Origin of the sequence: Streptomyces sp. NPDC090994 (genome assembly GCF_044768905.1) — a bacterium.
GTDB lineage: Bacteria > Actinomycetota > Actinomycetes > Streptomycetales > Streptomycetaceae > Streptomyces.
Genome location: NZ_JBIVWS010000027.1, coordinates 1 through 24,072, shown reverse-complemented (window position 1 = coordinate 24,072; position 24,072 = coordinate 1). Strand labels below are relative to the sequence as shown.

At 69.2% G+C, this 24,072-nt stretch carries 22 protein-coding genes and 1 pseudogene; 17 read left to right on the top strand and 6 right to left on the bottom strand.

The annotated features are described in order from the left end of the window. Positions 1–9 precede the first annotated feature (9 nt). Together ACIQR3_RS33550 and ACIQR3_RS33545 are read left to right on the top strand one after the other, a co-directional pair. On the top strand, positions 10–693 hold the full coding sequence (locus tag ACIQR3_RS33550; RefSeq protein WP_403544714.1) for a RibD family protein: 684 nt from the start codon (positions 10–12) through the stop codon (positions 691–693). Between the two features lie 105 nt (positions 694–798). Continuing rightward, a complete protein-coding gene (locus ACIQR3_RS33545; protein WP_403544713.1) occupies positions 799–1,374 on the top strand; it encodes a GIY-YIG nuclease family protein in 576 nt (191 codons plus the stop codon). 7 nt (positions 1,375–1,381) lie between these two features. On the opposite strand, the gene ACIQR3_RS33540 is transcribed toward ACIQR3_RS33545, so the two are convergent. Next, a complete protein-coding gene (locus ACIQR3_RS33540) occupies positions 1,382–1,528 on the bottom strand; it encodes a hypothetical protein (RefSeq protein ID WP_403544711.1) in 147 nt (48 codons plus the stop codon). A gap of 1,188 nt (positions 1,529–2,716) precedes the next feature. Here ACIQR3_RS33540 and ACIQR3_RS33535 point away from each other — a divergent pair. From ACIQR3_RS33535 to ACIQR3_RS33525, 3 genes are all read left to right on the top strand, one after another. After that, positions 2,717–5,350, top strand: a complete 2,634-nt coding sequence (locus tag ACIQR3_RS33535; RefSeq protein WP_403544710.1) for a hypothetical protein — start codon at positions 2,717–2,719, stop codon at positions 5,348–5,350. Further along, a complete protein-coding gene (locus ACIQR3_RS33530) occupies positions 5,347–6,240 on the top strand; it encodes a DUF721 domain-containing protein (protein ID WP_403544708.1) in 894 nt (297 codons plus the stop codon). The genes ACIQR3_RS33535 and ACIQR3_RS33530 overlap by 4 nt, the downstream gene beginning before the upstream one ends. Positions 6,241–6,361: 121 nt before the next feature. Continuing rightward, complete coding sequence (locus tag ACIQR3_RS33525; RefSeq protein WP_403544706.1) at positions 6,362–7,108, top strand: DUF5131 family protein; 747 nt, start codon at positions 6,362–6,364, stop codon at positions 7,106–7,108. Between the two features lie 24 nt (positions 7,109–7,132). On the opposite strand, the gene tcmP is transcribed toward ACIQR3_RS33525, so the two are convergent. Beyond that, entirely contained in the window at positions 7,133–8,314 is a 1,182-nt protein-coding gene (gene tcmP, locus ACIQR3_RS33520; RefSeq protein WP_403544704.1) for a three-Cys-motif partner protein TcmP, read from the bottom strand. A 403-nt stretch (positions 8,315–8,717) separates the two neighbouring features. Between tcmP and ACIQR3_RS33515 the strand changes: the two genes are divergently transcribed. Then, a complete protein-coding gene (locus tag ACIQR3_RS33515) occupies positions 8,718–9,311 on the top strand; it encodes an ArsR/SmtB family transcription factor (RefSeq protein WP_403544702.1) in 594 nt (197 codons plus the stop codon). 37 nt (positions 9,312–9,348) lie between these two features. Continuing rightward, complete coding sequence (locus tag ACIQR3_RS33510; RefSeq protein WP_403544700.1) at positions 9,349–10,692, top strand: MFS transporter; 1,344 nt, start codon at positions 9,349–9,351, stop codon at positions 10,690–10,692. Here the strand turns inward: ACIQR3_RS33510 and ACIQR3_RS33505 are convergent. Next, positions 10,646–11,227 (bottom strand): annotated as a pseudogene (locus tag ACIQR3_RS33505) (DegT/DnrJ/EryC1/StrS family aminotransferase); the annotation flags it as partial. The gene ACIQR3_RS33510 and the pseudogene ACIQR3_RS33505 sit on opposite strands and share 47 nt — an antisense overlap. A 1,256-nt stretch (positions 11,228–12,483) precedes the next feature. Here ACIQR3_RS33505 and ACIQR3_RS33500 point away from each other — a divergent pair. From ACIQR3_RS33500 to ACIQR3_RS33485, 4 genes are all read left to right on the top strand, one after another. Then, the gene (locus ACIQR3_RS33500; protein ID WP_403544699.1) at positions 12,484–13,851 is read left to right on the top strand and encodes a transcriptional regulator; all 1,368 of its coding nucleotides are present in this window, start codon (positions 12,484–12,486) and stop codon (positions 13,849–13,851) included. A gap of 660 nt (positions 13,852–14,511) precedes the next feature. Then, positions 14,512–16,728 carry a hypothetical protein gene (locus ACIQR3_RS33495; protein ID WP_403544697.1) on the top strand — a complete coding sequence of 739 codons (2,217 nt, stop codon included), beginning with the start codon at positions 14,512–14,514 and terminating at the stop codon, positions 16,726–16,728. Continuing rightward, entirely contained in the window at positions 16,685–17,254 is a 570-nt protein-coding gene (locus ACIQR3_RS33490; protein ID WP_403544695.1) for a hypothetical protein, read from the top strand. The genes ACIQR3_RS33495 and ACIQR3_RS33490 overlap by 44 nt, the downstream gene beginning before the upstream one ends. 95 nt (positions 17,255–17,349) lie before the next feature. Further along, entirely contained in the window at positions 17,350–17,709 is a 360-nt protein-coding gene (locus ACIQR3_RS33485; RefSeq protein ID WP_403544694.1) for a hypothetical protein, read from the top strand. 521 nt (positions 17,710–18,230) lie between these two features. On the opposite strand, the gene ACIQR3_RS33480 is transcribed toward ACIQR3_RS33485, so the two are convergent. Further along, positions 18,231–19,019, bottom strand: coding sequence for a DUF5707 domain-containing protein (locus tag ACIQR3_RS33480; RefSeq protein ID WP_403544692.1), 789 nt, complete (start codon positions 19,017–19,019; stop codon positions 18,231–18,233). Positions 19,020–19,574: 555 nt separating this feature from the next. Between ACIQR3_RS33480 and ACIQR3_RS33475 the strand changes: the two genes are divergently transcribed. The 6 genes from ACIQR3_RS33475 (at position 19,575) to ACIQR3_RS33450 (ending at position 22,151) form a co-directional block, all read left to right on the top strand. Then, complete coding sequence (locus ACIQR3_RS33475) at positions 19,575–20,078, top strand: lamin tail domain-containing protein (protein ID WP_403544690.1); 504 nt, start codon at positions 19,575–19,577, stop codon at positions 20,076–20,078. A gap of 328 nt (positions 20,079–20,406) precedes the next feature. Beyond that, complete coding sequence (locus ACIQR3_RS33470) at positions 20,407–20,724, top strand: hypothetical protein (RefSeq protein WP_403544824.1); 318 nt, start codon at positions 20,407–20,409, stop codon at positions 20,722–20,724. Positions 20,725–20,729: 5 nt separating this feature from the next. Further along, a complete protein-coding gene (locus tag ACIQR3_RS33465; protein WP_403544688.1) occupies positions 20,730–21,152 on the top strand; it encodes a hypothetical protein in 423 nt (140 codons plus the stop codon). Between the two features lie 122 nt (positions 21,153–21,274). Then, positions 21,275–21,433, top strand: a complete 159-nt coding sequence (locus ACIQR3_RS33460; protein ID WP_403544686.1) for a hypothetical protein — start codon at positions 21,275–21,277, stop codon at positions 21,431–21,433. A gap of 95 nt (positions 21,434–21,528) precedes the next feature. Continuing rightward, positions 21,529–21,783, top strand: a complete 255-nt coding sequence (locus ACIQR3_RS33455; protein ID WP_403544685.1) for a hypothetical protein — start codon at positions 21,529–21,531, stop codon at positions 21,781–21,783. Further along, complete coding sequence (locus tag ACIQR3_RS33450; protein WP_403544683.1) at positions 21,780–22,151, top strand: PIN domain-containing protein; 372 nt, start codon at positions 21,780–21,782, stop codon at positions 22,149–22,151. The genes ACIQR3_RS33455 and ACIQR3_RS33450 overlap by 4 nt, the downstream gene beginning before the upstream one ends. A 93-nt stretch (positions 22,152–22,244) precedes the next feature. Here ACIQR3_RS33450 and ACIQR3_RS33445 read toward each other — a convergent pair whose 3' ends face one another. Continuing rightward, positions 22,245–22,643 carry a peptidase inhibitor family I36 protein gene (locus ACIQR3_RS33445; protein WP_403544681.1) on the bottom strand — a complete coding sequence of 133 codons (399 nt, stop codon included), beginning with the start codon at positions 22,641–22,643 and terminating at the stop codon, positions 22,245–22,247. 203 nt (positions 22,644–22,846) lie between these two features. After that, positions 22,847–23,887: an endonuclease domain-containing protein gene (locus ACIQR3_RS33440; RefSeq protein ID WP_403544680.1), complete on the bottom strand. Its 1,041-nt coding sequence runs from the start codon at positions 23,885–23,887 to the stop codon at positions 22,847–22,849. Between the last annotated feature and the right edge of the window lie 185 nt (positions 23,888–24,072).

Here is a 24,072-nt window from a genome sequence, read left to right as displayed (position 1 = left end):
CACCAACCCGTGAGCACACGCCCGTACGTCATCCTCTCCGCCGCCATGTCGGTCGACGGTTACCTGGACGACGCCAGTCCCGACCGGCTGCGCCTGTCCAACGAGCCCGACTTCGACCGCGTGGACCAGGTCCGCGCCGAGTCCGACGCCATCCTGATCGGCGCGAACACCATGCGCCTGGACAACCCGCGACTGCTGGTGAACAGCGCCGAACGGCGGGCACAGCGCGTGGCCGACGGTAAGCCCGAGTATCCACTCAAGGTCACGGTCACCCGGACCGGCGACCTGTCCGCCGATCTCAAGTTCTGGCACTACGGCGGCGACAAGCTGGTGGTCACCGTGGACAGCGCCGTGGAGAAGGTGCGCGCCACCCTGAAGGAGCTGGCCGACGTCGTCAGCGTCGGCCGCGAGCTGGACTGGGGCCTGGTCCTCGATGAGCTCGGCCGCCGTGGTGTCGAACGGCTGATGGTTGAGGGCGGCGGCACCATCCACACCCAGCTCATGGCGCAGAATCTCGCCGACGAGGTTCACCTCGCCATCGCCCCGCTTCTCGTGGGTCAGCCCGAGGCAGCGCGGTTCCTGATGACCGCCCACTACCCGGGCGGTTCGACGGCCCGGATGAAGGTCCTGGAAGTCCGGGCGATCGGCGACATCGTCTTCGTCCGCTACGCCCCCAAGGAGCGCACCGCCTGATGATGTGCGCGTCCGACCGAGACCAGGCCCTGCGCAGGATGGACGATGCGGGCACGCGAGACTCATCGACGAGCTGCTGATGCAGCAGACAGGAGCGGCAACGCCATGACCGGCCAGGTCTACGTCATTGGCTCGCCCGGGTCGCGCACCGTGAAGATCGGGTACAGCAAGGCCCCGCAGAAGCGCCTCTGGTCCCTCCAGGTTGGGTCTCCTGTTCCTCTCGCGCTCTTGGAAACGTTCGAAGGGGGACGTGACCTCGAGAGCGCATTGCATCGCTACTTCCGCTCCTGCTGGAAGCAGGGCGAGTGGTTCGAGCTCGGTGACGCTCCTGTGGAAGATGTACGGGTAGCAGCGGCTCTCGGGGTCGAGCGGCTTCTCCATCTTCCTCCGCGGCGCCCTACTGAACGCCTCCGAGCACAATGCTGGGATGACCGCTTCCTCCCTCTTCCTCGCGGGCGCGCCCATGATCTGCTCACCAAGCTCGACATCATCGCCGGCCCGGTTAGTGCCGAGGAGCCCGTATTCCACCAGTGCCAAGATCTGGCGTGTGTTGACTGCCGTGCTGGTCGTCCTGCCTTCTTGACCGATCCTGGCTTCGTCGTTCACGAGGCGAACTGGGATGCGGTGCCCTGGGAGGCTCACTTCCAGCCCCAGCAGCGGACAAGAGCGGCGACGGCATGAGTGCGGGCTACGGCTGGGCGAGGCGGTCCAAGGCGTCGGTGAGCGTGAGCTTGCCGTCGTCGTTGGCATCGTTCCACCATGCCAGCGTGGACGCGGCCGCGCGCAGCATCTCCGGCGGAAGGACGGCGGCTGGGCTGCGAGAGGCGGCCGCCATGAGGTCGACGTACTCCTGCCACAAGTCTGTGGCCGACGCCTCCAGACCGAAGGTTTCCCGCAGCCGGGCGAAGTCACCAGCGGTCGCACGGCCGGCCAGCTCGGTGCGCTGCCACTGTTCTGCGTCTGGGGGGAGCGTGCGGGATCAGCAGAGGTCCGTCAAGGCGTCGTTGAGCGCCGACTGCCGGTCGACCAGGGTTTCATCGGGGTCGAGGAGAGCAAGTTTCTGCACGTCACCGACCGTACCTGTGCGGATGGTTACCTTGAGCTCGTGCTCCCGGCGGCGACACGTGATGCCGAGGGCACCGTGGGCAGCAGCAGGCGGGTACAGTGGCTCTGATCGTTGATCAAAAGAAGTGGCCCCGTCAATCGCCCTTGAGTAAGGCGAGAGGGGCCACGTGGCCGACGGACCTTGTAGGAGGGGTCCGAGAGCCTGCCGAGCACCCTTTTCGCAGTAAGGAAGGTGCCGACGTGATCAGGGTACCCGTACCTGTCACCCGACACACCGCACCCCGCCGTGGGTTCAGCAGCCATGCCGGTTGCTGGTCCTTCGACGGGGCGTTCGTGCTGTTCGCAGGCACTCCGGTCCGCGCCTCGGATGAGGGGGCCCGGATGACGTAGTCGTCGGGGGCGGCGCCCATACGGGTCTTCGTGCCGCCCCGGGTCGCTCAGCCAGTAGGTGATTGGGAGTCACCTCGGCTCAGCGCCCATCTGCCACCGGAAAGGGCTTGGGAGGCCCCTCCGAAGGAGTTGTCCGCCCGGTTGGGAGCCGGTCGGACGGTTCACATATCAGGTTTCGCCAGAAACCCGAAGCACCTCTAGGGGGCTTCGTCGTGCCATGAGGCCGGGGCCCCTCGACAGGAGTCATTGTGCATGACTGTCCTGCGGGTCGCCAGCTTCGGCATGCCCGCACATACCGGTACTACCGCGCTGAGCGGGCATATCGCCGCGCGGTCATGGCCGACATCACACTGCACCCGGGCGCCGGGATCGCTGGTGTCGCCGTGTCCGTTGCCCTTCGATCGCCGGTGGGTCCTGGTGGAGCCGTCCCGCCCGACGGGACGGGTTCGAAGGTTTTTCGGCGCGTGGCGGGAGGATCGGCTGCAGTCGGTTGCGGCCGTCCTCTGTCCACAGGCAGTTCGCGCGAGGCTGCCGAGATGATCTCTTTCTTGTTCGTCCGGGTAGGCCGGTGAGCGCTGTGGCGGCGCCGGCCGCCGTGCTGGACCACCCCCTGTGGGACGTCGTCAACGACTCCCTCGGCAGGCCCCGGCTTCACGCGCAGCGGAACGCGCTGCGGTCGGTGCCAGCCTCCGGGAAGCCGGAGGGTGAGGGCCCGGGGAACCCGCTGCGCCTCGGTCGGGCGATGCGGCTGCGGCTGCGCGACGCGGTCCAGGCGCTGCTGGCGGACCCGGCGATCTCCGGGTTGAAGGACGCGCCGAAGCTGGCGGCCGTGGTGCTGTACGCGAAGTCACGGGCGCCGAAGGGGGAGGACGACGACCTCCAGACCTCGATCTGGGGCGCGGAGCTCGGCCGGTGGATGGGCATGAAGGAGTCGACGGTCCACCACAAGGTGCTGCCGGTACTCCGCGGCTCGGACGCCGTGCACACGCAGGTCGTGAGGGACGGGAAGGGGCACCCGACCGGGCTGGACTGCCTGGTCATGCCGCTGTGGCGCGCGCACCACGGCGGGGGAGCGGGGCACCCGCTGGCGCTGACGAAGGCGGAGCTCGCCACGCTGCTGCGCCTGTGTGAGGCGTTGTTCGGGCACGGCTGGACGCCGAAGGACAAGGAGCCGACGCCGCCGGGGCTGCTGGCCGGCCGTACGGGAAAGGGCGCGGCGACCGACCGGCTCGGGCTGCTGCTAATGGTGCTGAACACCCGGGCTTCGGGCTGGCTGCAGCTGGTCGGCGGCTCGGTGAAGAAGCGCGAGGGGCGCGGGGCGGCGACGCTGGCCCGGCTGCTGGGCTGCTCGCCGTCGGGGGCCCGGAAGGTGCTGGCCCGGCTGACGGAGGCCGGTGTCGTGGCGCGGCAGCACCGGGAGACGTCGACGCGGATGCGCGGCCGGGGCCGGGTCATGCTTCTGCCGGTCGCCCGCGCGTACGGCCGCACCCTGGCCTCTGTGGAGGTGGTTTCGGGGGCCGGGTCGGTGTTTTCGGCGCGTCCTGATGGTGCGTGCGGAGATCATGGTCCGGCCGGTGCTGCTGGTGCTCTTGGTACGTCTGGGATCTGCGGTGGTGAGGGCGTCGGGGATGCGGTGGATCAGGAGCGTCCCGATGGTGCAGAGCTCCACGCAGACCACGCTCCTGTGCTTACTGCCGTCGTTTCTCCGCAGTTTGATTGTGGTTTTTCCGGCGAAGGCCGTGGGGGTAAAGGCCGTCGGCCGGAGCGCGTGTGCGCGGGCGAGGATCAGGCCGTCGACGACGCCACCGGCGTTGCCGGGAGCGGGTCGCTGGTGGCCGAGGGCGGCCCGCTGCGCGGGGAAAAGCCGAAGGATTCCCCGGTCGATGAGCGGGTGGGGCAGCGCACTGCGGGGGCTGGTGCCGGTGGCCGGCCGAAGGCCGCGGGGTGGGAAAAGGCGCAGCAGCAGAGGCGGGTGGCCCTTCCGGCTGATCTTCGTCTGCGGGTAGCGCTGGGGCCGGTCTCCTGGCTGTGGGAGCGGCTATCGGGGTGGCAGCAGGACCAGGTGGAGGCCTCCGCGAAGGCGGAGCTGGCGCACATGGCCGGGCTGGGCGTGGCGCTGGAGGGTGCGCCGCGGCTGCTGGCCGGCCGGCTCACTGACCGGCTGGCGGAGACCGGTGGCGAGGCGATGGTCACCGGCCCGTACGGGTGGCTGATCCGCCGGGGTCTGCCCCAGCGGCCGGCCTGCTCGCACCGCAAGTGCGACGACGGGGTCCGGCTCGACACCGGTGAGGACTGCGAGAACTGCGGCAACGTCATCCACCTGCGCCGTGCCTGGCGTGCCCGGATCGGTGCGGACATCGACCGGGAGCTGCCCGGCCTGTCCGACGGCGAGCGCCGCCGCGTCCTTGAGGAGCGGCTGCGCGAGCGGGCCGCCATCGAGGCGGAGGACCTCGCCTGGCGCCAGGAGCAGGCTCGCGCGGAGCGGGCCCGGCGCGAGGCGGCTCGTGCGGCAGCCGCTGAGCAGGCGGAACGCGAGCGGCAGGCCGCGGCCGCCGCTGGCGCTGCCCGCCAGGCGCTGGCGTGCGAGGACTGCGGGCGCGGCCGGGCGGCCGGGCTGTGCGAAGCGTGCGACCACCGCCGTCAGACCGAGGCCCTGATCGGCGAGGCCGGTCTCCTCGAGGCGGCCGGGTTCGCCGACCTGAGCGACCCGGACAGCATCGCGGCCGCCGTCGCCGGGGCCCGCACGGCCATCGGCGACAGCACCGCCGCCGCGTGGCAGGAGTTCCTGGAGATCACCGACGTGGCCACCCTGGAGGCCGATCCGCAGGCGGCTGCGGACGCGTACGCGTTCACAGCGTTCCAGACCGCGCAGCAGGCCGTCGGCGAGTACCAAGACGAGGCCCTGGCGCTGCTGGGCCGTACGGCGGAGGCCGAAGCCGAGGCCCGCCGGGCGTACCGGACCGAGCAGGGCCGCCCCTGGTTCCAGCACAACCCGACCGGCGCGGACGCCGTCGCCGCCGCAACGAACGCCGCCGACACGGCGCGGGAGCGCGTAGCCGAGTACCTGCTGGCGGCGCGGCTGGAGCAGCTGCGCGAGCGGTCCGCCGCCCGGCCCGAGCGGCCCGCGTCGTGGACGCAGCGGCTGCCCGGTCTCGCCGCGCGCCCGCTGGACGGCGACGCCTTTGGGGCGGTGATCGCATGACCGGCGAGCTGAGCGGCGTCGACCTCGCCCGCCAGGCCCTCATCGCGGCCCGGGAGGCGGCGAAGAAGAACGGCGCCACCCGGACGAAGAAGCCGAAGCGGCGCACCGGCACCGTCGTACGCCGTGACGGCCGCGAGCCGCTCGGGCTCGGTGCGGCGATCGGCCTGATGATGACCGAGCGCGGCATGGTCGCCCCGGCCGCCGGCGGATCCGTCCTCGCCGACTTCGACGCCATCCTCGCCGCGGCCGTGCCCGAGCTCGCCGGACGCGTGCAGGCGACGGCGTTCGACGCGGAGACCGGCCGCCTGGACGTCGTCCCCGACGCCCCGGCCGTCGGCACGAAGCTGCGCTGGAGCGCCCCGAAGCTGATCGCGGCGGCCAACGAGCGGGTGCAGGGCGGACACGTCCGCGCCCTGCACGTCTTGGCGCCCGCACCCGTGAAGGCTGGCCCCACCGCCGCGGCGGCCGTCACCCCGGCCACACCTGCTGTGCCTGCCGTTCCGGTGGAGCGCCGGCCGCCGCCGGACGGGTACCGGCGCGCGATCGAGGCGCACCGCCAGGCCGCGCCGCCGTCCCGGGTGGACCCTGGCATCGCGGAAGCGGTGGAGCGGCAGACCAGGGCGATGCGGGAGCTGTCGCGCCGGGCGTTCCCCGAGCCCGACGTCGCCGTTCCGGACGACGCGCCGATCCGGTTCGATGCCACCTGTTTTGAGCGCCGCCGCCCAGCTGAGGTGTCCCGCGCAGCCGCGTTGCGCCGGGCACGGCAGGAGCGCGCAGCTCGCACGACCGTTGCCTGTGCGGCGGGTGAGTGGGTGGAGGAACGGCGCCAGGAGATGGGAGCGGCTGGACCGCGCCGCTCGACGGACCGTGCACGGACAACTACGGTGTGAACGTTTGTTCTATTCAGTGAATTGTTCAGGATCGGTTACGAACATCAGCAGTCCCGGTCATCGCTTCCCGCAACGCGGCGGCGGAGGGCATCGTTGGGCAGCACACAGCAGGAGGGGACCAGTGAGCGACCGTAGTGCGATCGAGTGGACCGAGGCGACGTGGAACCCGACCACGGGATGCGACCGTGTGTCGGAGGGCTGCGACAACTGCTACGCGCTGACGCTGGCCAAGCGCCTGAAAGCAATGGGCTCGCCGAAGTACCAGACGGACGGTGACCTGCGAACCTCCGGCCCGGGGTTCGGGTTGACGCTTCACCCGGACGCTCTGCGGGTGCCCTACGGGTGGAAGAGCCCGCGCACGGTGTTCGTGAACTCCATGAGCGACCTCTTCCACGCCCGGGTGCCGCTGGACTACGTGCGCCGGGTCTTCGAGGTGATGGCCGACACCCCGCAGCACACCTATCAGGTCCTCACCAAGCGGGCACGGCGTCTTCGCCAGGTCGCCGGCCGACTGGAGTGGCCGGACAACCTGTGGATGGGCGTGTCGGTGGAGAGCGCGAAGGAACTGCCGCGCGTCGACGACCTGCGGCAGGTGCCGGCGGCAGTGCGGTTCCTGTCGTGCGAGCCGCTGCTGGGACCGCTGGACGGGCTCGAACTGTCCGGGATCGACTGGGTGATCGCGGGCGGCGAGTCCGGGCGCGGGCACCGGCCGCTGGACGAGGCGTGGGTCGCGCAGATCCGGGACGTCTGCCAGCGGGCCGGTGTCGCCTTCTTCTTCAAGCAGTGGGGCGGCCGTACACCAAAGGCCGGCGGCCGCGAGCTGAACGGCCGGACCTGGGACGAAAAGCCGCAGCCCGCGGTCGTGTAGCGCGGCGGGCTGCGGGCCGGTCGTTCACGGTCGAGCGGGCTGCACGACCAGTGCGCGGGTCTTGTCGCCGCCGACGCCCGTGGTGGGCGTCTTACCCTGACTGTGCAGGTACTTGACGGCCTTGCGGGCAGCCGGATCGGTGACCTGTCCGAAGTAGTCACCGAAGACGGCCAGGGTGTGGTCGACCAGCCGGACCGGGCGCCCGGCGCTCAGCAGTCTCTCCAGGTTGGCGGCCATCGCCGGAACGGCTTCCTTCTCCACGGTCGCGGGGTCGGGCCGGAGCACGGAAGCAGCGGAGAAGAGGGCGTCCGGATCGTCCCGTGTCTCCTGCAGTTCCAGCGTCTTCCACCATTCCGCGCGGGACCGGGCCACGGTGTCGCCGAACACCCACAGCCCGTACTGGCTGCGGGTGGCGAACACCAGCCGGTACACGGCGCGCTTGTGCGGTGCGTGCGAGACCGGTACCGACTGCACGAACATGCCGGTACGGCGGGCCAGGCGGCGGGCGTACTCGGCCGCCACCGCCTCGATGGCGTCCTCCGCGGCATCGGCCTGCGCGCCGGGGGCAGTCGCCTCGGCGAAGTACTCGCGCCACCATGCACCCCCGCAGACCTCGTCGAAACGCCGCAGCGAGGTCTCGTTACTGTTGGGCGAACGAACGTGCCCGCCCAGCCGCCACACCGCCATCATGCTGAAGTTCATCAACAGCTCAGTCGCCGGCTTCTTGTCAGGCCGCCGCCTGGCCAGCACGTCCACAAGCCGGTCCTGGGGCAGCACCAGCCCGCACGGGTCCAAGAAGAGGAACAGCGGCCTGCCCGCAGCACGCTGGATGACGCTGTCCAGGACACCGTCGACCTCACCACGGTGAGCGTGCGCGACGACCCCCTGGCGGCGGTAGCCCTCTACGACCTCCTGCAGCCGCTGGAACGACTTGGCCTGCGCCTCGGTGAAGAAGCCTTCCACCGTCACCCCGTGCCGGGAGCGGAAGTAGGAGGCGACCCGGAGCGCGAGCTCCGCGGAGGCCGGCTCGCCGTTCTCGTATCGGCCCTCGCCCGCGTACCCGTCCAGGTAGACCACCCGTTTGTCGTGCGACTGGCTGCTCAGCATGCCGCCGAACTGCGCCAGATAGCGCTTCAGCAGGTCATGCTTGAAAACGCTGGGCAGTGCTTTGTCTTGCCAGTAGTCGCCGCTTGTTCCTGTCGACATGGCCCCCACCTCGTCACGGTCCGGACAACCGTCTGCTACGCATCGTCAGCCACGCTCCGGAGTCCGACAAGAGGCCCGATGCCCCGCCCCAGGTTCCGGCCCGGCTGCGCTGGCTGAGAGCGTATGGCGCCGGGTGCGGTTGCATGGGTAACCCGTTCGAGTGAGGGCCTCTCCCTGAAACGCTCGGGGCTCACCGAGCCAACCACGGTCGCGCAGCGCGGACGACCAGCAGCTTCCCGGTCTCGATCGGCAACGGCTGGTCGTCCTGCGCCCCCATTCGCAACGCCGAGCGCGCGGCGCAGGAGCTGTGCCGGACGGGCGCGTTCGATCGGGCCATCGGGATGGTCGAGCCGTTTCTGAAGCAGTTATTGCGAAATTTTCGCTTCATATCTACGGTGCGTGCATGCGATCGAAGCACGAGCCTGAGCAGATCACCGACCTGTCACGGTTGAGGGCGTTCATGAATCCGCTGCGGATGCAGCTGTACCGGCTGCTGTACGCCGCGGGCACCGCGACCGCCTCTCAGCTCGCCGAGCATGTCGACGAAACGCCATCGCTGGTCAGCTACCACTTGCGCAAGCTGGCCGAGCACGGCTTCGTGACGCAGGCGAGCGGTCAGGGCGCCGACGGCCGTGAGCGGTGGTGGCAGGTGGCATCTGAAGAGGGCTGGGGCTTCCGTGACTCGGACTTCGCGGACACGCCCGAGGGCGCGGCCGCCGTCGGCGCGGTGACCCGAGGGATCTTCGACACCCGCGTCGCCCAGTACCGCACGTATCTCGACCAGAAGTCCGCCTGGGGGAAGGCGTGGACCGATGCGTCCTTCAGCTCCGAGTGGCTGCTCGACCTCACCCCGGCCGAACTCGCCGAGATGAGCGATGAACTTGAGGCGCTGGCCCGACGCTGGCGGGAGCGGGGCAGGGCCGCCAAGGCGGCCGACGACACCGAGGACCGCGAGCACGTGTCAGTGCACCTATACGGCTTTCCCTTCCGGTCCTGACTCAGCCAGCCAGATACCCGACGTACTGGAGCCCACGATGGCCACCTCAGAGACAGTCCTGCCCGAACACGCCGCCACACCGGCCCACCGCGACGGCAACGTGCTGCGTTGGCTGACCGCATACACCGTCTCCCTCGTCGGCGACAGCGTGTACTTCGTCGCCCTGGGCTGGTCCGCCCAGAAGGCCGCCGGTCCCACCGAAGTAGGTCTCGTCATGGCCTCCGGAGCGTTACCACGGGCGTTACTTATGCTCGGTGGGGGCGTGGTGGCCGACCGGTTCGACCCCCGCCGGGTAATTCTCGGCAGTGACGCGCTGCGCTGTCTCCTCATCCTGGTGGTGGCCGCCGGAATCGCGCTGACGGCGCCGGCCTTGTGGATTCTGGTCACGGTGGCGCTCGTCTTCGGTGCCGTGGACGCGCTGTTCGTACCCGCTGTCGGTGCCCTCCCGCCCCGGATCACCGCCCCCGACCAGCTGGCCCGGGTCACCGGCATGCGCTCGCTGTCGACGCGCCTCAGCCAGATCGCGGGCCCGCCGATCGGCGGCCTGGCCATGGGACTGGGCGGACCCGCGGCCGCCTTCACTGTCGCCGGACTGTTCATCGCTCTGTCCCTGCCACTCTTGCTCACGATACGGATACGGTCCCTCGGGGCGCCCGACGCGGAACGGCCGGAGACCAGCACCGCGCGGCAGGACCTGTTCGACGGCCTGCGCTACATCCGCCGCCACCGCCTCATCGGCCCGCTCGTCGCCGCCGGCGCCGTCTGCGAACTCGGCCTCATCGGCACCCTCAACGTCGGCATGGTGCTCCTCAACGCCGAACGCGGCTGGGGCCCTTCCGGCTACGGCTGGATCGTCAGCAGCTTCAGCGCAGGTGCCGCGGCCAGCGCCGCGCTGCTCGCCATCGCCGGTTGGCTGCCGCGTGCCGGCCTGATGATGGCCGGGACACTGCTCGTGAGCTGCGCCGGCGCGGCCACGATCGGGCTGGTGCCGGCCCTGTGGCTCGCCGTGGTGCTGGCTGCGGTCATCGGACTGTGTGCGGGTGTCTTTGGCAGTCTGGACAACGCCCTCATACAGACTGCGGCGGATCCGGCCTATCTCGGCCGGGTCACCTCCGTCGTCATGCTCACCATGGTCGGTCTCGCCCCCCTCAGTTACCCGCTGGTCGGCGCCGCTATCGGAACCTGGGGAGCCGCCCCGGTGTTCGTCGGCTGCGGCATCTTCGCCAGCCTGGGCGTGGGCATCGCCCTGGCCTCCGAGGCGGTGCGGCAGTGCGAACTGCCTCGCCGTCCTGGTAGCGCTGGTAGAGCTGGCCCGAGCGTCCGTGGAAGATCTTCCGGGCGAGGGAGTGGCGGCCCTCCTGAAGGTTGGCCTGCACTTTGATCTGGCGGCGGTAGCCGGGCTCGCCGGGCCAGGCGCAGGATGCCTGGGCCAGGGCCCGGTGCTTGGGCTGGGCCAGGACCAGCGCCCGCTCCCTGACGTCGCGGTGCCCGGTCGCCAGCAGTCCGGCCTTCCCGCCGGAGGCCATCTTCCACGTGCCGCGCGACCAGACCGTCACGTCTCCCGCGCAGCCGGCCGGGCGGCCGCGCCAGGCCAGTCCGTGGGAGCAGTCCGCCACCAGCGCCAGGTGGTGGCGGGCGCAGAAGCGGCGTACCGCGTCCAGCGGCGCGGGCCGGCCCCAGGTGTGGGTGGCGGTCAGCGCCGCCGTGCGCGGCGTCAGACGGGCGGCGGCATCACCCAGGTCGATGGCGCCGGTCACGGGGTCGCTGTCGCACAGCACCGGGAACAGGCCCTGGGGGAGCATCGCCGTCACCGTCGACCGGAAGGAGTGCGACGCGACCAGGACGTCGCTGCCCGCCTCCAGCCCAAGTGCGGCATAGGCCGTCTCCAGCGCGGCGGTGCCCGAGTCGCACAGCATCACCAGCCGTCCCGGCGCCAGGACGGCCGCCGCCAGCTCTTCGCACGCGTCGATCAGCGGATGCCGGGCCCCGGCCGCCGCCATATCCCCTTCCTCCAGCAGCAGCCGGACCGTGTCCGCGGCCTGCTGCGACCACCACGGCCACAGCAGCGCCTCGCCCGCCGCAGGCACCCGGTTCCCGCCGACGGCGGGCGGGGTGAGTGCCGTCGTCATCGCCATGGGCTCCTCTTCTCCTGCTCGGGCCACGCCGCCGGCCCCCCGGTGCGGTCCGCAGCAGCGGCCAGCTCTCCGCGGCTGCGGCCACCGCCCGCCACCGCCCGCCGACCGGCCCCTCGAACAGCTCGTGTACCGACGGCTCCGGTGCGCCGTCCTCGTGCCGGGGCAGGCCGAAAGGAGGCAGCTTCCGTTCGACGGTGCCCACCGGGGCGTCCAAGGCGACGGGCCGGCCGTCGCGCAGGCGGGCTGCGGCGTCGGTGATCAGCCGGGCACGTTCGGGCCAGGAGCACAGCACCGCCAGTTCGCGAACGACGTCCGCCGGGTCGTCGGCCGTGTGCAGCATCGTCAGGGCGCGGTTCGGGGCGCCCGCTACGCCGCGCAGAGCACCCTCGGGCCGCCGGGCCGGATCGTTGTTGCCCTTCAAATCCTTCATCCGCGTGGACACCGTCCCCGGCGTGCTGTCGGCCCACAGCACCAGCAGTCCCGGACCGAGCGCGGCGATGGCATCCAGGAGCAGCAGCCGCTCCGCTGTGGCCCACCGCAGCATGTAGGCCCACAGGGCCCGGCACCGCGCCTCGCCCGACCCGTACCGGTCGTGCGGCCAGCGGCCAGAGTCCGGCCTGCTCGACGGTGGCCAGCACCGGGCGCGCGGTACCCGCCGCGAAGGCATCGGGGCGCACCCACATCAGCCCGGCATGCGCAGCGAACGCGTACGCCTTGTCGTCGGAGCCCAGTTCACCGGCGAGTGACGCCCATCCCTCCAGAGCGGCCACGTCACGGGCGAACACAGCGTCCTTGCCCGCCACATCGGTCAGCCGGCTCCAGCACGGGCCCGTCAGGTCGAAGGCCGGGCTGCGGCCCGCGGCCCGGCCGCCTTGCACGCACAGCGCTCGCATCGAAGTCCCCCTGCTCTGCCCGGCCGTGCGGCCCGGCACCAGAAAAACGTGACGGACCTACCGCCGCCGTCTCCCACGTACCCCACGCATCCGCTACAGTGCGCTCACCTTGCGTAGTCGCTCATCCGTGCAGCGGAGGCAGTCATGCGCTCCAGGGACAGCCGGCAGCCCCCCGCTCGGGACCTGTTCACCCGGGCCCGTCTGGTACGCGGCTGGACCCAGACCGAGATGGCACGCCGCATCCGCGACCGCAGCCAGCAGCGGGGCCGGCCGCTGCTCACCGGCCGGGACGGCGTCTCCCACTGGGAACGCGGCCGCGAACCCGACCGGCCCACCCGGCTGGTGATCGCCGACGTGCTCGGTATTCCACCGGCGGCCGTCGATGCGCGACCATGGCCCCAGTGGCTGGCCGAGGACCTCCTGCAGCGGCCGCACCACCGGCCCTGGACCCGCCTCGCCGCCCTGGACGCACTGACCGGACTCGCAGAAAGCGCCGCCACCATGGACACCACGCGCAGGGAACTCGTCCTCATCGCGGGCGGAACGCTGACCGCCACCCTCCTGGCCTGGATCACCGCCGACCCCGCAGCCGCCGGACAGATGACCACGGGCGCGACCATCGGCGAAGCAGCCGTCGCCCGCGTCGAGACCCACGCGGCCGCCTTACGCCACACCGACGACACCGACGGCGGCGCCGCCGTCCTCGACGAAACCTCCAGCGCCCTCTCCCTGGTCGCCGGACTGATCCGCACCCGCTCCTACACCAACCAGCACGGCGCCCGCCTGTACGCCGTCGCCTCCGACCTCGCCCGGCAACGGGCCGCCGCCATGCTCGACGTCCACAGCGAATGCGCCGACGCCGTCTTCGACACCGCCCTGCGCACCGCCCGCATCGCCGGCGACAACGAACTCGGCGCCAACGTCCTCAACTTCTGGACCGTCTCCGCCTACAACACCGGCCGCTACGCCGACGCCGAAGCCATGGCATCCGCCGGCCTGGCCGCCGTCCGCGGACACGCCACCCCACGCGTCGAAGCGATGCTCACCTCCCGGCGCGCCCGCGCCCGCGCCCACCTGGGCGATGCCCGCTGCTGGCAGGACTTCGACCACGCCGAAGCCCTGCTCGCCGAAGCCGAAGGGCACTACGACCCCGACTGGGCGTACTGGTTCGACGAGGCGGAACTTCTCGGCGCCCGGGCCTCCAGCCACCGGGACATGGGACAGCCCGAACCCGCCGCGACCGGCTTCGCCCAGGTCCGCGATTTGATCGCCCCCACGCACGTGCGCACCACCGCCCTGTACACAGCACGGCAGGCCGACGCGCTGCTGGACCACGGCGACATCGACCGCGCCTGCGCGGTCGCCGATCACGCACTGGACCTCACCGCGACCATCAGCTCCCACCGCTCCACCGGCCCCCTGCTCGACCTCGCCGACCGGCTCGCGCCCTACCAGACGACGTCGGCAGTCCGGGACTTCCGCGAGCGGGTACGTGCCGTACTGGCGGCGTGAGCCCCCGCCAGTACGCATGCACGACCCATCCGTCCGTCCCTGGCCGGTCAAGCGGTTTGGTCTGACCGCCGAAGGGCATCGGGTCACGGAGTGAAGAACGACTCGAGTATGTCGTCGAGCACCTCCAGCCCTACTCGCGCTCCGCGTGGAGGAGGTACACGGCGAGCGAGGTGAGGCTGGCTTCCAGGACAGCGTCGAACAGCTGTGGCGGCACGGGCGGGCCGGGCGGGCACGCTCTGGTGCGTTGGACGCGCAGCGTGACGACCATCTCTTACAGACCGCATTCCAGACGTACCTGCGGTAACTTGAGTGGAATATGAGATTCCGAAGGGGCAGAAATCAGCCATTCCGAGCAAGCGTTATGGAACTTACGCCCCTTTTTCACATTTAAGTAAAGCGTGAATTGCACCGCCTGCCCCGTTTGATCGCAAGATGGGTTTCAGTCATGCGGCCAAGTTGGTCTAGCCGAGCGGAAGCACGCAGGGTTACTGTCCCGCTACCCCTGGAACCGTCCGGGGATACAGGCGCCGCCAGACGCACCCGGTTTCCAGGCCATTTCGTGCATCGCAGCGGCGCCCGCACCGTCTTACCCGAAGGCCTACGATAGTGAATCGTCGGTACCAGATAAAGCGTCCTGCGACGTCTCGCGGACGTCTCGGCGTGAACGCGGCGTGCGTCGCGGCCCTCCTCGCCGGCAGCGTCGTCCTGCCGGCCGCGGTGGCAGCCCCGACGGCGCTCGCTGCAGAGACCTGCAGGAGCGCCATCCCCACCTACGTCCACGACACAAGCACCGGTTCGGAAGGCGTCCTGCGCAAGTATCTGGACTGGGACCCGCTGACCGGCAACGCCGCCGGGTCCCTCCTGGACACAGGCGTGAGCGCACCACTCGACCGGCACAGCCGGTACTTCACCAGCGGCAATGGCATCATCTACGTGATCACGCCCGAAGGCGCCCTGCAGTTGTACAGGGACGAGACGGCCACCGGCGGGGACCTTCTGACGTTCGTCCGCGATATGGAAAGGGACTGGAGCGCCTACTCCCGTGTGTGGTCCTCCGGTAACCGGATCTACACCCTCGGGGAAGACGGTGTGACCGTCTACTTGGTGGCCCTGTCCGGGACCGTGCTCACCAAGCTCCGCACCGTTCCCTCCACTGATCCGGCCGTCCAGGCGATGGCCCAGGCCGACGACGTGTGGGCCGCAGGCGGCATCACGTACACCCTCAAGCGGGGGGTCGCCGACCAGCAGGGCGACGTCAAGGCCTGGCCGTACAGCGACACTCTCGGGACAACAGCGCCCTTCAGCTCGGAGGGGTCCACGACGGTCATCCGGGGGATCGGCACCAAGACCCGCAGTGGCTGGAGTCCCGGCCCGGGCACCATCTACACCCTGGGTGACACCCCGGACTACACGGGCATAGCCCGCAGTTACACCGGCTCCCAGGAGATGTCGCTCGCCAACGAGGAGGTCGCTGCGGGTCTGTACGGGGACGTGCAGGCCGACCTCTCCTCCTGCTTGGCGAGTCCCTCCTCCGACGACAAGCCCGAAGCCGACGCAGTACCTCCGGAGACGGAGACCCCGCCGCTGGCTGTGACGGACGAGACCGCCGATCCGGCTCCGCAGGACCCCACTGAGTTCTCGGGCAAGTTCGTCCTGGGTGACGGAACTCCGGCTGCGGGACTGCCCGTCGACGTCGAGGCCACCGACGTCACCAGCGAGAGCGAAGACGAAGTCGCGCCCGTCATCTTGGGCAGCACGGTCACGGCCGCAGACGGCACCTGGTCACTTCCTCTTCCGCAGTCCCTGCCTGCAGAGGTGCAACAGGCCGCTGCGGCCAACGGCGGTGCCATCAACGCCACAGCCAGCGTCGACGGCCAGACGGCATCAGGTCAGATCATGCTGGGCACCGACGCCGTGTCCGCAGCTCCTGCCTCGGCTTCGTCCGCCGTGCGCGCCCTGGTGTCCACCGCGGCTGAGGACACTGCTGAGCCCTCCAAGCTCCGGCCCATGACGGACGACATGCTCCAGGAGACGCCGGAGCCGACCGAAGCTCAGACGGCCCAGAGCTGGGGTTCGAAGAACGAGGCCGTGTCAGTCGACACCCTCGGCGACCAGCCGCTGCCCGAGTACCAGAGCGACACCGGCGCGCTTCCCCAGGACGATCCGTACGTCATCGACGGCGTCGACACCAAATCCATGGTGGTGACCCCCATGGACGGCGGCTGCGACAAGGCCAGCGAGAAGGTCATCAGCAAGAACATTTACTACACCGCGGTCGGCGAGGGCCACGCCTACTGGGACGCCAAGGCATCCGTGGACTACGACTCGAAGCTGTCCTCCAGCGTAGAGGTCGCAGTCAAGACCGGCACCAAGTGGACGATCGAGGGCTCGGTCACCCTCGGCTCATCCATGTCGGCCACCACCGGCTACACGAACAAGGGACCGTACTTCGCCAAGCAGTGGAAGGTCCCGATCGAATACAAAAAGACCAAGGAAAAGTGGGTCTGCAACTACGGCCGTACGGTGATGTACCGCTACAAGATCAAAGCCGGGAAATACAAGGTGCCCTCGGGCGGAGCAGTCGGCAAGTACGGCAAGGACGTAAGCAGTAAAGACGGTATGACCCCGTACAAGAACTCGCCCAAGTCGCACCGCGCCTACGTTGAGGCCGGAACGTACTTCCAGATCTCGAAGAACCGCAGCATCAAGTGGTCCGGGGCCGTCAGCGCCTATGGCGTCAAGCTCGGCGGCTCCACCCAGTACGACAAGGACCACAGACAGCGCATCACAGCAGGCAACAGCAAGAAGTACCGGCACGACATCTGGGGAAAGAATGACCGCGTCTCGGGTAAGCCCGGCGTCTTCTACTCGTTCTAAGGCTGTCTTCTTCCTCGCCTTTCTGGCACTTACCGGTTGCTTTCCGGCAGGCCGAGCTGACCAGACGGAAACGGGCAGCGCCCTCGCCACCGACAGCGCCCAGTCCAGTGGCGTCGTCGGCAATGAGGACGCACAGGTGGGGCAGATCTGGTACTTCGCACTGCCCGTCCCCTTCAACAAGTCACCTGACACCATCGAGATCACAGAAGTCGCCGTCGAACACGTTCCCGCCGGCCTGAAGATCCTGAAGTACGGAGCCTACGACCTGAACGACACGGAAGGACTTCCGCTGCTGGTGAGCGAAGGCGAGAAGTACACGCCCAAGTTCGAGCAGCTGAAGAACTACGCGTCGGGCCCGGTCGAAGTACCGGCCGAGCAGGAAAGCACGATCTTCTACCTGGCCAAGTTGCAAATCACTTCGCCGCCCCAGGGCACGGCTCGCGACTGCCGCTTCGATTACACCCAAGGTGGCAAGGCATACAGCCAGACACTCGACTGCGAGGTCGAGTTGAAGGTCGCTCAGTGACCCGCTACCGCAGCTGACCGCTCACAACACACCGGCTGGACTCCCAGGCAGCACCTGAAAGCCCAGCCGGTGTTCACACATCCACGAAGGACACCGTGAGACGTCTTCTCCCCGCCGCATCGATCGGCGCTGCAACCCTGGCTCTGGCTCTGTTCACCGCCACAGACACCTACGCTCAAACCCAGGCTGAGGCGATCGACTGCAGCAAATTGCAACCATCCGCCGACGTTACCGGCACACTGTACAAATGTCCCTGGGACGACGGCAGGATCCGCGTCTTCGGTACTTTGAAAGACACCTCGCTCAGCGATGGCGCCACCATCCTCAAGGTCACCATCGGTGCCTACTCCCAGCAGTGGACTATCTGCGACACCGACACACCTGTCGACACCGACTACCGGGACGGCAGCGTAGCGACCTTCGCTTGGCTCAGCACCAGCGCAGACCGCTGCTGAGCAGAGGGCCGGCTCACTGAGACAGCGAGTAACTCGCTGTTCTGCACAACCAGCGGCGGCGTAGGCGGTGGCGGCGCGGTGCACGTCTCCACGGGGCTCACCCCACGTGGAGACCGCCCAGAGATGGGCCCGCGGATACTTGTGGGAGCAGGTCGCGCCCGCCAGGCCGCCGCCAAGGCCCGCCGCGTCGAAGCCGCGACTGCGTAGTCGGCCGACGTCGTCCCGGACGAGCCTCTCGCTGCCGGCCGGGTGGGCCGGCCTGTTGCATGTTCACCCCATCGAGGAGGCGGGACCGGCGCGCGGGTAAGGGTACGGGCCCGGCGCGGTGCAGCACCTGCTGGACTGGCAGGAGCTTTGGGGGTGCCAGGTTGGAGGCAACCGGCTGTGACAGGGCTGCGGGACCGGCCAGCGTCGTACCGGTTGGTGGCGAGAGGGCCGGGAGCTGGCCAGGACGCGCGAAGGTCCAGGCCGAAGTGATCTCGGGCCTGGACCTTGTGCCTGCTGAAGGTCCTTCCCGCAGGTCACTTCACGTCGACGTAGTCCGCCGTGGAGGCAACTGCGGAGGTGGTCGGCGAGCCGGCGAAGGAGTAGCGGTAGTAACCGTCCGCCGTGGCCTTCGTCGTCGTCCTCAGGCTGCCTTTGTTGTCCGCCGTGACGGTCTTGAGGGTCTTGTAGGCGCTGGTGCCCTTCTTCTTGAACTGGAGCTTCACCGGCTGCTTCGTGTAGCCCCCGTACTTGTAGGTTTCCCAGTTGGCGCGGGTCAGGGAGCCCGTGACGGTGATCGTCTTGTTCTTCTTCACCGGTTCCGGCGAGGCGTTGGCCGTCAGTCTTGCGTTGCGCAGGACTTTCGCTGTCGCGGCGGAGTCCTTGGTCATGTAGTCACCGTCGTTGGCCTGGACGTGGACACTTACGGTCCAGGTCCCGGCCGTGGTGTTGTCCTGGACGTCGACGCGCGGATTGATGTTCAGTGTGTGGGTGCAGGTGGTCGTGGTGGAGCTCTGGTGCACGCACTTGCCCGCGATGTTGTCGGGTATGACGAGGCCGTAGTAGTCGCCGTTCGGCAGGGGCGTGTGCCACATGACCGGGAAGGTGTTTCCGGCCTCGATGCCCGAGTCGTCCGTAGCCGTCACCGCGATGGTGAACGTCTTCGCGTCCGCGGTTCCCAGGACGATGTTCTTCCCGCCGTTGACAACCACCTTCGTGATTTTGATGTCGCCTGAGACCTCGTCTGCCTGGGCGGTCCCCGGCATGGCGAGCGCGGACAGGGCGAGAGCCCCGGCGAAACCTGCTACGGCGGTGCGGTGATGCATGAAGGCGTATCCCATGTTCCAGTGCCCCAGGAATGCTCCGAGGCGGGGCTGACAGTGCCCACCCACTGCGCGGGTGGTACAGACATGACCACCGGCTCACAGGAATGGTTGCCCGTCGATCGCCGTCGCCGCCCTGGGCTGCGTGGACGCGGAGCGCGTCGAGGCGAGCGCCGGGTGCGCCGCGCCCTCCAGCTTGAGAACGGCTTCCGCAGAAGCAGGTGTCGTACCCGACCCGCGTGGTGAACCGGGCGGCGCCGCTGTGTTGCAGAGCCCAGTTGCAGCGCGGTGCCGAGCCGGCTGTCGACGGCTCGTACAGCCAGGATCACGAGCTCGACCGGGTAGCCAGCGGCCGCGAAGGACAGCGCACAGGCGAGGAACTCCCACGCTGCCGGGGGCCGCCTCGCCCAGAACGACGCCGCAACGCAGCCGTTGACTTCCGGCAGAAATCGGCATCATCACCGAACATCTGCACAGTCTCATCGAATTTTCCCCCCGGGATGATCACTTTCGGTATGCTCCGGACGCTCTATTCGCACCACTGAGGGGGGATTCCTCATGCGTATCCATCGCGTTGTGACCGCCGCCGCGGCCAGTGCCGCCGTCGGCGCGCTCGGCCTCGCCGTGGCCGCTCCGGTCCAGGCTGCCGAGTACTCGTCGGCTCTGAAGGTCAAGGGCATCCAGTACGACGCTCCCGGCCGGGACTCCAACAAGTGCTCGGGCGGCAACACCAAGAACGAGTACCTGGCGATCAAGAACTACTCGAAGACGTCGAAGGTCAACCTCAAGGGCTACGTGGTCAAGGACGCTGCCGGCAACAAGTTCACGTTCAAGAACAGCCACACCCTGGAGCCCGGCGACTACGTGTACCTGCGTGGCGGCAAGGGCACGGACTCCGACGCCAAGAACGTCGTCTACCGCCAGAACTGCAACTTCATGTGGAACAACGACAAGGACACCATCTACCTGTACAAGCCTGGCGGCTCTCGCGCCGACGTCCACTCGTACACGAAGGCGGCCAACGACAAGGACGGCAACGGCTACATCACTTACCACGGCTAAGCACCGATCACCCGGAGGAGGGCTGGTCGCCGGGCACACCCTGGCGGCCGGCCCTCTCGCGGTGCAGACGGCCTCGAATGTCACGGCTTCGGGTTCTGGCTCAAGATTTCGTGATGGCGTCGCGCTGAGTGATCAGTCCGCTTATTCAGAGCGCTGGGGTTCGGGCGCTCGTATGATCGTGGGCGGGATGGGGCTCGTAGCGCAGCGGTTGTCGCGCCTTCACCTCATGTGGGAGGACGCCGGTTCGAGTGCACGAGTCCTACATCTCCCGCATGCTCTCCGGCCAGCGCGACCTGTCCTGGAGGCACGTCAGGATCATCTGCGAGGTGTGCGGAACCGACCCCGAGCTGCCGCCGACGTACAGCCCTCCGACACCGACGACCCGGTCGAGTACCTGCGCACCTATCTGCGGGGCCTGCACTACGCGTACGGCTCGCTCGAACACGGGGTCATCCTCACCGCCGCCCAGCACACCCTCAGCGCCGACGACGTCCACCGGGCCCTGCACGGCCCCGGCGTCCCCGACTGGCCGGTGATCGACCGGCTCACCGTCGCCCTGCAGAGCCTGCCCAATCTCGCCCGGCCCCTGTGGCGCCGAGCCCAGACGGCAGCCGAAGGCGGCAGCGGCCCCGCCGTTTCCAGCTGATACGCATGACCACCGGGGGATGGACCATGGAGCCCGCACCGTCCGTACTCACCACCGCCTTCTACGCCTTCTACGACCTGCACCGCCCGGCCTACCACACCTACGCCGCGGTCCTTCTCTCCCAGGAGGAAGCACAGCTCAGCGTCACCCAGCTCTTCGACCTCATTGCCAGCAACTGGACTCGGATCATGACCGAGCAACACCCCTCCGCCTGGGCCTGGAACGAGCACAAGCGCGCCGTTGCCCGCCGCACCGGCCGTACCCCCGGCCCGGCCGAGGACACCGCACTTCTCTACGACGAACTCGGCCTGAGCATTGACCACATCGCCACCATCACCGGCACCGACCCAGCCCGGGTCACCGCCCTCCTGGCCGCCGCGCGCCGCCTTCCCCAGCCCGTCGGCACCCGGCCCTTGCACCGTCTCTAGTCACCCCCGCCCTGCCAGCGGTCAACGGGCTGGCCCGCCGGCGACCGGCCGCACCACCCGCTGGTGCGGCCCGGTCGCCGCCGCGCAAGACCGTAAGCCGCACCGACCTCTACGGTGCCCGCATGCAAAAAGTGATCTTGATGTGCGGGCCGGTGCACGGACGCGTCCTGCACACCGATGTACTGGACGGGGAAGTGCTGCGCGAGGCGGGATGGAGTTACTGGCTGACCGACGACCTCGATGAGAAGGGAAGACGCATCACACAGGCTTGCAGGGACTGAGGATCTTCCTGCTCAGGCGGCCTGCTGACGCCGTCCTGGCCAAGTCATCCGCCTTCACCCTCCACCGCGACTCTACCAGCGGTAGAATCGAGGCCATGGGCAAGCCGACGAGCATCAAGACCAGCGAGGAAGTACGCGACCGCTTGCGCGTCCTGGCGGAGGAGCGTGGCACGACCATCACCGACCTGCTGGAGGAACTCGCCGGCCGGGAGCTCACGGAGGCCGAACGCGAGCAGCGGGCTGCCGCGGCGGCCCACGAACTCGGCATCGAGTACACCGAGCAGGTCCACGAAGCCGGCCAGAACGCCTGGGCGAAGATCCGCGCCCACCAGGGCGGCGCCGCCGCGTGAACCTGACGGCCCTCCTGGACCACACGGCTCTGACCGCCCTCTACCGTGCGGACCCCTTCTTCACCGGCCTGTACATCGAGGCCTCCCGCGGCACCGGCCGCGTCCTCATTCCGTCCCTGGCCGTCCTCGCCGCCGAACGCCAGACCACGGGCGCCGGCCGGCACGCGGCGGCCCTGCGGTTCGCCGAATACGTCCCGTTCACCACCGCGCACGCGGTCGACGCGATGAGCTGGAAGGCGGACTGGCCGGTGGCCCACGCCGCGGCGATCGCCTGGCACGCGGTCAAAGCGGGGGAGCCGCTCACGCTCCTGTCGACGGAACCAGGCCTGTACGCGGGCACCGGCATCACTCCGCTGGATCCCTCTTGAGCGACCACCCCGGCCTTGGAAAAGCAGAGTCCTTACTGCGGTAAGGGCGGTGGCTCGTGAGTACCGCTTGTCCGCCGCCCAGCGATCAGAACGTCAGCCGCAGTCGTTGTCGTTGATCCTCAGAGAGCGGGTCTGGTCGTTGAGGTTGTAGCCGCGCAGGTCGTGGATGGAACCGCCGCTGCGGGTGACGCACACCCACCGGCCGTTGTAGTCGCGCTTCTCGTAGACGCGGGCGGTGCGGGCGGATTGGTTGCGGATCGAGCTGCCGCGGTCGCGGATCGCGGAGGGCAGGTCCTTGACGCTGCCGTCGGAGGCGCGGCGCACCCAGGGCTGCCCGCCGAAGTTGATCTCGGGGTAGATGCAGACGTAGCCGTCCGGGCAGTCGATACCCGCCGCAGCCGCGCGGGGTTCGCTGGAGGCGGCAGCCGGGACGGCCAGTGGCGTAAGGGCGAGGGCGGCGACGGCCGCGGCACGCATCAGTTTCTTCAGCACGTCCTACAGATACTGCCCACTGCCATCTGGGCGGGTCGGCCTGCTGCGTGTTCACCCCATCGAAGGAGCGCGCCGGGGGAGCACGGGTCCGACGTTGCGCGGCGTCCGCTGGGCCGGCGACAGCGAAGAGTAGGAGTAGCCACGCCCGCGAGCTCCGGACCGCATCGCATCGGTCCGGAGCTCGCGGGCGAACGCGGAGGCCGTTATGCCTCAACCGTCGTGTCCGAGGCCGGGTGGCGGGGGGCCGGTACGGTGACGTCGGCCTGCTCGGCGGCGAGCGTCTGGTCAACGAACTCCCTCACGAGCGCCGCAGTCTCAGCAATCGTGATGTCCTTTGTCCACGTCGCCTTGTGCCACCAGCAGGACAGCTTGAAGCGGTACGCACCATGGGTGAGCTCCACATGTTCGATCCACGGCACGTGCTTGCATCGGCGCGAACGGGTGATGTGGCGTTCCCTCGCCTCCACGTGCATCTGGGCGAGCGCGGCGTGGTATCGAGCGGGCAGTGTGCGTCGCTCCAGGCAGCCTCGGCATTCCAGCAGGTGCAGGGCTGCACCTTCCTGGTTCTTCAGGAAGGACTGCGGCGTGCTCTTTCCTTCGTAGGTGTTGCAGCTGCCGCACAGCGGGCCGCGGACATGGCCGTGGTCGTGGCAGTGGTCCCAGGCCGTCGCCCGGGTCTCCGAGCACAGGCGGCACAAGTAGCCGTCGGCGCGGGTGCTTCGTGTGCGGGCCGACTCGTACAGCACGCCGCGCAGGTGGCCGGTGTAGCGCTGGAAGATGGCTCCCGAGCACGGTGGACACAGGGTGACGTAGCCGAGCGGAGTCGGTGTGCGCCAGGCGCCCCAGCGCGGGCCCTGAGCGCGGCAGCGGCTGCAGATCCGGGCCCGGGCGATCACGTGCTCCGTCACCTGCTCCCAGCGGTCGAGGAGTTCGGTGTAGGCCCTCGGGAGGAGCAGGGTGCCGTCAGAGCGCGTCATCAGCTCCAGCGGCCGGGTGTTGGCGATGCCCTGTCGGCGTCCGCTGTGGGCTGCCATGAAGCCTTCCCAGGTCAGGTCGCCGGGCAGTCCCTGGGCACCGATACATTGCCAGCTGTCGTTCCAGTCCTCGTAGTGCCGCTGTTCCTGGTGTTTCCGGCGGGCGTACCAGTACATCCAGGAGGCGATCTTCGCCCGCCAGTCGGGGCGGCCCCGCTCCTCCGGGTCGTGCTCGGCGTGGTCGTGGTAGGGCGGGAGACGGACCTCCACGACGTCGTTGAGGTCCAGGCGGAAGTCAGCGAATGCCTGGGCGGCGCGTCGAATGTCGCGCTCGTCGTACGTCCACTTCGACTTGTTCTTAGAACTCCTAACGGAATGCTCTGCGAGGACTTGAGAGCTAACTCAGGGGTCGTGAACGAACGCGGTTGCTACTGTCCGGACGTGACCCTGACCGA

Excerpts from the sequence above, each read along its gene's own strand:
- ACIQR3_RS33480 (WP_403544692.1), bottom strand. The coding sequence starts at position 19,019 with ATGCATCACCGCACCGCCGTAGCAGGTTTCGCCGGGGCTCTCGCCCTG.
- ACIQR3_RS33475 (WP_403544690.1), top strand. The coding sequence starts at position 19,575 with ATGCGTATCCATCGCGTTGTGACCGCCGCCGCGGCCAGTGCCGCCGTC.
- ACIQR3_RS33540 (WP_403544711.1), bottom strand. The coding sequence starts at position 1,528 with ATGGCGGCCGCCTCTCGCAGCCCAGCCGCCGTCCTTCCGCCGGAGATG.
- ACIQR3_RS33545 (WP_403544713.1), top strand. The coding sequence starts at position 799 with ATGACCGGCCAGGTCTACGTCATTGGCTCGCCCGGGTCGCGCACCGTG.
- ACIQR3_RS33510 (WP_403544700.1), top strand. The coding sequence starts at position 9,349 with ATGGCCACCTCAGAGACAGTCCTGCCCGAACACGCCGCCACACCGGCC.
- ACIQR3_RS33465 (WP_403544688.1), top strand. The coding sequence starts at position 20,730 with ATGACCACCGGGGGATGGACCATGGAGCCCGCACCGTCCGTACTCACC.
- ACIQR3_RS33460 (WP_403544686.1), top strand. The coding sequence starts at position 21,275 with ATGCAAAAAGTGATCTTGATGTGCGGGCCGGTGCACGGACGCGTCCTG.
- ACIQR3_RS33455 (WP_403544685.1), top strand. The coding sequence starts at position 21,529 with ATGGGCAAGCCGACGAGCATCAAGACCAGCGAGGAAGTACGCGACCGC.
- ACIQR3_RS33515 (WP_403544702.1), top strand. The coding sequence starts at position 8,718 with ATGCGATCGAAGCACGAGCCTGAGCAGATCACCGACCTGTCACGGTTG.
- tcmP (WP_403544704.1), bottom strand. The coding sequence starts at position 8,314 with ATGTCGACAGGAACAAGCGGCGACTACTGGCAAGACAAAGCACTGCCC.
- ACIQR3_RS33500 (WP_403544699.1), top strand. The coding sequence starts at position 12,484 with ATGCGCTCCAGGGACAGCCGGCAGCCCCCCGCTCGGGACCTGTTCACC.
- ACIQR3_RS33490 (WP_403544695.1), top strand. The coding sequence starts at position 16,685 with ATGACCGCGTCTCGGGTAAGCCCGGCGTCTTCTACTCGTTCTAAGGCT.
- ACIQR3_RS33530 (WP_403544708.1), top strand. The coding sequence starts at position 5,347 with ATGACCGGCGAGCTGAGCGGCGTCGACCTCGCCCGCCAGGCCCTCATC.